Consider the following 6,675-nt stretch of genomic DNA (forward strand, 5'->3'; position numbering starts at 1 on the left):
GCGAGAAACTTCTCTTTGGACGAGGCAACTGTTCTTCCTTCCCAGGCGAACCAATTCTACTTGGCCCACCTGTCCGGAAAGATCATGGCGGCTCATCTGACGGATCATGGGCGGCTCCGGTCGGGTTTCGCGCGGAGCCAGATCATGATCGCGGCGACGGTTACCGTTGCCTCGTAACGCTGTTTCAGCTTGTCGTAGCGGGTCGCGACGGCCCGGTACTGCTTGAGCCGGTTGAAGGCCCGTTCGACCTGGTTACGGTCTTTGTACCGCTGCTCGTTGACGTTCGGCGGCCGGCCACCGCGAGAACCCTTCTTCGCCCGGCTCTTACGCACATCATCGCGCTCGGGAATCGTGTGCGGGATCCGCCTGGCCCGCAGCGAGCGCCGGTTTGCTTTCGACCCGTACGCCTTGTCCGCGAGCAGATGATCGAGACGCTTACGCGGCCGGCCCACACCGTCCGGCCTGGCCACCGCGACGTTGTCCAGCAGCGGCACCAGTTCCTTGGTGTCGGCGGCCTGCCCAGGTGTGAACCGGATGACCAGGCTGCGCCCGCGTCCCTCAGCGAGCAGATGCAGTTTGGTGCTCAGTCCTCCCCGCGAGCGACCCATCCCCTTGGGCTGCCCGCGACTCGGCCGCGCTCAACCCCCTAATGAGTTCTGGGAGTGGGCCGTTCGGCAGACTCCTGTGTTGGTAGCCGCTGGCTGGTGAGCACTCTTGCCCCCTGGACGTTCAGTCCTGCGTAAAGATCGTGCCCCAGCTGGTCGGTGTGGAGAGTTGATCGCTGATGGGATGTCGTGCCCGCCCGGTTGTGGCGTGAGCACTGCTTCATTAGGTCGCTGATGGTTCTCCCCGTGGCTACCGATCGTGATCGATTCGAGAGGCGGGAGATGTGGTGCTGTTCGTGGGAGATGACTGGGCGCAGGACCACCACGATGTCGAGGTGATGGATGCCACCGGCCGTCGGCTGGCCAAGGCTCGGCTGCCTGAGGGCATGGCGGGGATGACACGGCTGCACGCGATGATCGGTCAGGCACTCGGCGACGATGTTGACGCCGAGGATGTCGCCGCGCGGGTGAAGATCGGTATCGAGACCGATCGGGGTCCGTGGGTGCAGGCGCTGGTCGCCGCCGGGTACACGGTGTTTCCGGTGAACCCGTTGCAGGCGGCCCGTTTCCGGGAACGCCTTGCCGTATCGAGGGCCAAGAGCGACGCGGCCGATGCGCACATGCTGGCTGACATGGTGCGTACCGACTCGCACCAGCTGCGGCCGATCGCCGGGGACACCGCCGAGGCGGAGGCGGTCAAGGTCGTCACCCGTATGCACAAGACCTTGATCTGGGAACGCACTCGCGCCGGTCAGCGGTTGCGGCATGCGTTGCGGGAATACTTCCCGGCAGCACTGGTCGCGTTCGAGGACTTGGACGCCGCCGACGCCCTGGAGTTGCTCGTGAAGGCCCCCGACCCGGCCAGCGCCGCCCGGTTGACCATCAGCCAGATCAGCGCTGCCCTCAAACGCGCCCGCCGCCGCGACATCCCGACCAAGGCCACCGCGATCCAGGTCGCCCTACGTGCCGAACACCTCGGCCGGCCGGCCGAGGTCATCGCTGCCTACGCCGCGTCGGTGCGGGCCCTGGCCGCGCTGCTGGTCACCCTCAACGAGCAAGTCAAGGCCATGCAAGGGCAGGTGGAGGCCCATTTTGGCCGGCACCCGGACGCTGAGATCATCCTGTCCCAGCCCGGACTCGGTGTGATTCTCGGCGCCCGGGTGCTCGCCGAGTTCGGCGACGACCACCACCGCTACACCTCGGCCAAAGCTCGCAAGAACTACGCCGCGACCAGCCCGATCACCCGCGCGTCGGGAAAGAAGAAGACCGTCGCCGCCCGCTTCGTGCACAATGACCGGCTTGTCGACGCGCTGATGACTCAGGCGTTCTCCGCGTTGACAGCATCGCCGGGCGCCCGCGCCTACTACGACCGGCAACGCGCCCGCGGCGCCAACTACCACGCCGCCCTACGCCAACTCGCCAATCGCCTCGTCGGCATCCTGCACGGCTGCCTCAAAACCGGCACCGTCTACAACGAGACGACCGCCTGGTCGCATCACCTCAACGAAGCAGCTGCTTGACATTCAAGCCCCTGGGATGTCTTTACGCGCGCCCCCGCGGCGTGGGCTCGGTGGTTGGGGCTCATCCCTGCGCGGTACGCCGATCATGCATGTCGATAGGCATGGGCATGCCCGATCAGGATTCAGTGTCGTCGAGGGTCTCGGGCGTTGGCCTGTGCTCAGTGCCCCGTGGGCGGGATGTTCGAGGAGTGGCCCTTTTGCTCGTCGCGCTTCAAGCGTTTCGCCGTCTGCTTCTCCTTGATCGTCTTGCCCTTTTTCTTGACGTTCGCCTTGGTCGTCGAGTCCTTGGACATGATCGAACCTCCCTGAAACGGGTCGGTAGACGTGCAGCGTCGTGCTCGCCTGATCGCGGCCTGCGGGCGATTGAAAGATGTCCGCATGACGGTCGCGGAGTCCGTACAGCATGTTGACCTTACGCCCCATCCGGCTCCCACGATGATCAAGAGGTGCTGCTGAGGCGGCGCCAGAGTCCGAGGACTTCACGGACTTGTCCGACCCCGGTGGGCCACCTGCGATCCCGACGACGTTGTGAAGGGCGTGGTCTTCGGGGGTCACCGACGGCTTGCTGGAGATGGCCGGCGACTACGAAGCCAGCGACTATGAGCGCGTCCAGGCGCTGCTCGGCTTCGGAGAATTAGAAGATGGAGCACGCCAGACGAGGGCGGCGCAGGCACAGCCACACGGGCATGCGGATCTGCCGATGTGAGTGCATATCGGAGAATATAGATCGTTCTTCGATGTGAGTCCTGGGTTCGACGTAGGAGAATAGTACAGGTGCTTTCTCCGCTTTCTGCCCCGTGAGAATTCGCCAAGGCAGGGTAGCTAGTCTGGCGGCCTGTGCCATGGACAGCCCGACTCCAGCACACGCAAGATCGCGACGAGCACGGCCCGATCGTCGGTACGCCACCGCTCGCCACGCTGATGCCTTCCGGATGCGCCGGCAGCAACGTTCGCGTGAGGTGCCACAACGCATCCGGGTAGTACTTCTCCACATCACCCCACACCAGGTCAACGAACGACCTTGCACACGACAACAACCCCAAATACACGCGGTCCAAGTCTTTGCAAAGGGACGCTCCTCCGCGAGGATTGACTGGACTGAATGGACTCGAAGGAAGGTGAGCGCTTTGCGAAGGATGGGTCAGGCTTTGCTGGCCGTTCTCGTGGGGTTGCTGGGCTCGATCACATTGGTCGAGCCTGCACACGCGGCGGTCGTCCATGCCTACTACGGAAACCGCGGTCACGCCTGGTCCAACACCGCCGCCACGCGCATCGGCGTCGAAGATCAGCGAAACGACGGGATCAGAATCTACGCTGACGGCCTTGCGCGCTGCGTCGACTTGGATCTGTGTGTGAGTCCAGACCTGTTCCTACAGTACGACGTCAACAACAACGAACCCGGGTACAGCGTCTACGTGGCTCCGCCCGGATATCGGGTCAGCGAGTTCCGTGTGTGCGGGATCTGGAATGGCGCGCCCAGCGGCGACTACCGCGGCTGCAGCGAGTGGAGGTTCCCCTAGCGCAGGTGGCCGGAAGACATGTCCGAGAACGTGACTTGCCCGTCCGGGCATGGCTGGCGGCCGCGCCCGGATCAATCCGCGGAGGCCCCGATGGACAAGAAGCTGGCACTGGTCATCGCCCTGGCGGACGACACTCGGCCGGGGCGCCACTCTGACCCGCATCTCGTCATCCATTGATCCGGCGACACCCACGCCACGGACTTTTATACGGAGTTCGTTTAAGAGATCGTCGACGTAGACCTCGACGATGCCGGCACCATGTGCGTGTCGCCGACGCGGCCTACTGGAACGGCCGTAATCTCGCGTCCACTCCACGGCCGATGACGCAGCCTGCCTGATCGGTGGACGTCCGCATCTGCCGCCGATAATGCGCGGATGGTGGCGGCGCTTTCGATCACTCGGGATGCCCGTCTCGCACGTGGATGTGTTGGCCTGCCGGGGAAAATGCGGCTACGTGCGCCGGCGTGCCGTGGTGGGGCTTGGTCGGATGGAAGAGACCTCGCGCAAGGGCAAGGTCGTAGCAGCCGGTGCCGAGGGGTACTGGGTGACGACGCCAGTCAGTTGGTGCTGCTCGACCCATTGCAGGGCGGCGTCGCGGTCTTCGAACACCGCGGACGCAAACCGCGCGTCCTAGCCGTGGAAGATCCAGACTTGTGGGGGTTCAACCTCGGTGGCGGCGTTGTCCTCGGGCACGGGAAGAACGTATCTCGGCCGAGCCGCCGGAGTCCCGCCCGTGCATGCTCATTTGCCGCATCACGGGCGGTAGCGCTCGGGCTGAGGGTAACGCGCGGTAGATCATGACATCGTCTCCTGTTCTGATCACGCCGTTGCCACCGCAGGCGGTCGCGTGCTGCGAGCGGCTATGGCCGCATACTTCGGCCAGTATCGGGGCGAATCCTGGGTGCACATCGGCTCCGATCTCGAGGTGTTCCTGACCTGGTGCGCAGGTCAGAACCTCAACCCGCTGAACCTCGGCCGGACCGAGATCGAACGCTACGTACGCTGGCTGCAGGGGTCCGCCGTCACCAAGCCCTCGACCGTCTCCCGCCGGCGGTCGGTCGCGGTCGGCCCTACCGGGTCTGCGTCATCGACCAGATCCTCGCCCACTCACCAGCCGACTACGTACGCCCGCGTAGAACAGACCGGGAATCCTCTAGGCGCAGAACGGTGAGTCAGCTCAGCGCGGACAGCGAGCCGTCGCCGGAACCTGCCGATGTCCCGAGCGGAGGTCCCGTATCGTTCCCGTCGGCTCGTGAGATCGAAGGTGGGCGCCGCGATGGGCTGGAGTGCTGGAGCAGGTGCTCCAGCCGGGCCACGGCGTTGTTCTTGGTGGGAGCGAAGATCGACATGGCGCAGGAACGAGGCCAAGTACTACGCCGGGGAGATGGCCATGCGGCAGTTGGCGCCGTGACTGGGCAATGCAGAAACATGGCCACCGTGTCCTGCGGGTGCGCGGCAAGGGCGGCAAAGTCGTCCTCGTCCCGTTGCCGCCCGCGGTGGCCCGCGCCATCGATCGGGCGGTCGACGGACGTGACGGTGGTCCGATCCTGCGCAACACGTTGGGCGCCCGGATGGACCGGCATGCCGCTACCCGCCGGCTCAAGCATCTGGCCGATGCTGCCGGGATCCGGATGCCGAGAATGCATCCCCACATGCTCCGCCACACGTTCGTGACCACCATGCTCGACGCAGGCGTCGGCCTGCGAGATGGGCAGATCGCAGCTCGGCACGTCGACCCGAGGACCACCATGCGCTACGACTGGGCCCGAAAGCCCTCGACCGCCACCCGAACTACATCCTCGCCGCCTATTTGGCCTCCGGAACGTAGCGGTCAGCGCGCGACTTAGCCGATGTCAGTGCGCGTCCAGAGAGTGCCAAGGCGCATTCAGTCCAGCACGGTTTGAATTCGTCTTTCTTTGTATCAGCGCGGTCACCGTGGAACCGCGTCGGAGGATTCGAGGGTCGATTTGATGACTTTCGCGCTCGCCGTCATGCCTGTCTCGAGGCGGACTGCGAGGGTGTGGGGAAGGACGTCCTGAATCCAGTGCAAGCGGCAAGAGGTCGGGCCGTCGGGCAGGATCTGCATGGAAGCGTTGTGGTGGTCGGGATGGACAGCGTCACCGCTGATGGCATAGGCGAGGCGCCGTGCCGTTTGATCGATGCCGATGAAGCGCTCCCGGAAGACAGCTCCGTTCACGAAGGTCACGATGCGGTGGTCGTCCTCGGTCCGTACGTCGGTGACCCAGCCGGGGGCCATGCGCGAGGGGCCGGTCGCCCAATCGCCAATCACCGCCCAGGCGGCGTCAGCTGGCAGGGCGATCGGGGTGTCCACGATGATGGAAGCCATGCCGGAGAGTCTGGCCGCTGAGCCGGGGTGGTGTCTTGAACGCTCTTGCGCAACGACGGTCATAGGCCAGCTATGGGGTGGCTGATCGAGTGATTTCTTCAGCTGAAGACCGCCGCACAAGGCGCCGACGGTCGGTATATCGACGGCCGCCCAGTCCAGGGCCGTCGACGCTGCCTGATGGGCCGTCAACCGGGGCCGATCCACAGGGCGAGCCAGCCCGCAATCATGCTGCTTACGCTGATCGCCAGAGACAGCATGTCAAAGCCCCGGAGGCGCGCCGGCCCTGGTCACCTCGCCCGCAGTACGGTCCGGCCGCTCGCAAGATCATCCGCAAGGCGGGCCCGGACTCCGCAAGATTCGCTGTTCCGCCACGCCGAGCGGACGGGGTCTTGCAGGAGGCCGCCAGGACGTTGGACTTCACTCAACCGGTCGCGCTGACCCTGCCTGCTGGGCGTGTTGAACTTCGTCATTGACGATGACGAGGCGCAGGCGGTCATCAACCGGCTACTTGACGCCGTGCCGCCGGGCAGCTACATGGCGATTGCGCACGCCAGCAACGAGTCGATCGCGTGTTGGGCACAGCGTCGGCTAGGCCGTGTTTAAGAACTGGCGTTGGTGGTTGCCTGGTCAGGTCACAGGCGGCGTGTCGGTGATCGAAAAGTAGGGAGGTCTCCGGTAGATCG

Annotated in this window: 7 protein-coding genes; 4 read left to right on the forward strand and 3 right to left on the reverse strand. The window is 65.0% G+C overall.

What is annotated here, in order from left to right:
* Positions 1-104 precede the first annotated feature (104 nt).
* Positions 105-608, reverse strand: a complete 504-nt coding sequence (locus ACIA5D_RS51575; protein ID WP_396038095.1) for an IS5 family transposase — start codon at positions 606-608, stop codon at positions 105-107.
* Positions 609-892: 284 nt separating this feature from the next.
* On the opposite strand from ACIA5D_RS51575, the gene ACIA5D_RS51580 reads away from it, so the two are divergent.
* Positions 893-2,125 carry an IS110 family transposase gene (locus ACIA5D_RS51580; RefSeq protein ID WP_396038096.1) on the forward strand — a complete coding sequence of 411 codons (1,233 nt, stop codon included), beginning with the start codon at positions 893-895 and terminating at the stop codon, positions 2,123-2,125.
* Between the two features lie 158 nt (positions 2,126-2,283).
* Here ACIA5D_RS51580 and ACIA5D_RS51585 read toward each other — a convergent pair whose 3' ends face one another.
* Positions 2,284-2,418, reverse strand: a complete 135-nt coding sequence (locus tag ACIA5D_RS51585) for a hypothetical protein (protein WP_396037772.1) — start codon at positions 2,416-2,418, stop codon at positions 2,284-2,286.
* 855 nt (positions 2,419-3,273) lie between these two features.
* Between ACIA5D_RS51585 and ACIA5D_RS51590 the strand changes: the two genes are divergently transcribed.
* Positions 3,274-3,645 carry a hypothetical protein gene (locus tag ACIA5D_RS51590; RefSeq protein WP_396038098.1) on the forward strand — a complete coding sequence of 124 codons (372 nt, stop codon included), beginning with the start codon at positions 3,274-3,276 and terminating at the stop codon, positions 3,643-3,645.
* 1,418 nt (positions 3,646-5,063) lie between these two features.
* Positions 5,064-5,492: a tyrosine-type recombinase/integrase gene (locus ACIA5D_RS51595; RefSeq protein WP_396038099.1), complete on the forward strand. Its 429-nt coding sequence runs from the start codon at positions 5,064-5,066 to the stop codon at positions 5,490-5,492.
* A gap of 83 nt (positions 5,493-5,575) precedes the next feature.
* Here the strand turns inward: ACIA5D_RS51595 and ACIA5D_RS51600 are convergent, their stop codons facing one another.
* Entirely contained in the window at positions 5,576-5,992 is a 417-nt protein-coding gene (locus tag ACIA5D_RS51600; protein ID WP_396038100.1) for an SRPBCC family protein, read from the reverse strand.
* Positions 5,993-6,445: 453 nt separating this feature from the next.
* Here ACIA5D_RS51600 and ACIA5D_RS51605 point away from each other — a divergent pair, with 453 nt between their 5' ends.
* Entirely contained in the window at positions 6,446-6,595 is a 150-nt protein-coding gene (locus ACIA5D_RS51605) for an SAM-dependent methyltransferase (protein ID WP_396038101.1), read from the forward strand.
* Positions 6,596-6,675: the final 80 nt, after the last annotated feature.

The organism is Actinoplanes sp. NPDC051513 (genome assembly GCF_044454685.1).
Taxonomy (GTDB): domain Bacteria; phylum Actinomycetota; class Actinomycetes; order Mycobacteriales; family Micromonosporaceae; genus Actinoplanes.

What these genes read in the sequence shown, in the direction of transcription:
- ACIA5D_RS51575 (WP_396038095.1), bottom strand. Translation starts at nt 608, where the DNA reads ATGGGTCGCTCGCGGGGAGGACTGAGCACCAAACTGCATCTGCTCGCT.
- ACIA5D_RS51585 (WP_396037772.1), bottom strand. Translation starts at nt 2,418, where the DNA reads ATGTCCAAGGACTCGACGACCAAGGCGAACGTCAAGAAAAAGGGCAAG.
- ACIA5D_RS51600 (WP_396038100.1), bottom strand. Translation starts at nt 5,992, where the DNA reads ATGGCTTCCATCATCGTGGACACCCCGATCGCCCTGCCAGCTGACGCC.
- ACIA5D_RS51595 (WP_396038099.1), top strand. Translation starts at nt 5,064, where the DNA reads ATGCAGAAACATGGCCACCGTGTCCTGCGGGTGCGCGGCAAGGGCGGC.